The sequence below is a fragment of the Corallococcus exercitus genome (assembly GCF_003611585.1).
GTDB lineage: Bacteria > Myxococcota > Myxococcia > Myxococcales > Myxococcaceae > Corallococcus > Corallococcus exercitus.
Genome location: NZ_RAVW01000952.1, coordinates 1 through 381 on the forward strand (window position 1 = coordinate 1; position 381 = coordinate 381).

1 protein-coding gene is annotated in these 381 nt (G+C 65.9%); it reads right to left on the reverse strand.

All coding sequences use genetic code 11. From position 1 onward, the window contains the following. Nucleotides 1-73: 73 nt before the first annotated feature. Nucleotides 74-381: hypothetical protein (locus tag D7W79_RS44225; protein ID WP_158617202.1), on the reverse strand; the 308-nt coding region annotated here is incomplete at its 5' end.

Below are 381 nucleotides of genomic sequence, written 5' to 3' on the forward strand. Positions count from 1 at the left end.
GTTCTGCGGTCGCTGTCAGTGCCGCTTGTGCCACTTGGCCGCGTTGATCGTTGAACCCGCACAGAGCAGTCTTCTACGCCGCACGCACGGTGGTCTTCCAGCGCTTACCGGCTTCCGTGTCTAGCACAGTGAGCACGCCGAGCGCGGCGAGGCTATCCAGGATGTCTTCCACGTCCTTGCGCTTCGCACGTTTGAACAGCGCCGCTACGCTTGCTACCGAGACAGCGCGGCCGGAGGTCGCGACGTGGTCACGTACCGCGGCAATCTGCTCTGACAACCTTTTAGGCCACGGCCCGGCCTCCGCTGCGTCAGTCGGCTCAACCTCGGCCTCCTCCTCGGTCGCGGGCAGATGCCCTTGCGCGATAGCGCGGACGCCGGGCG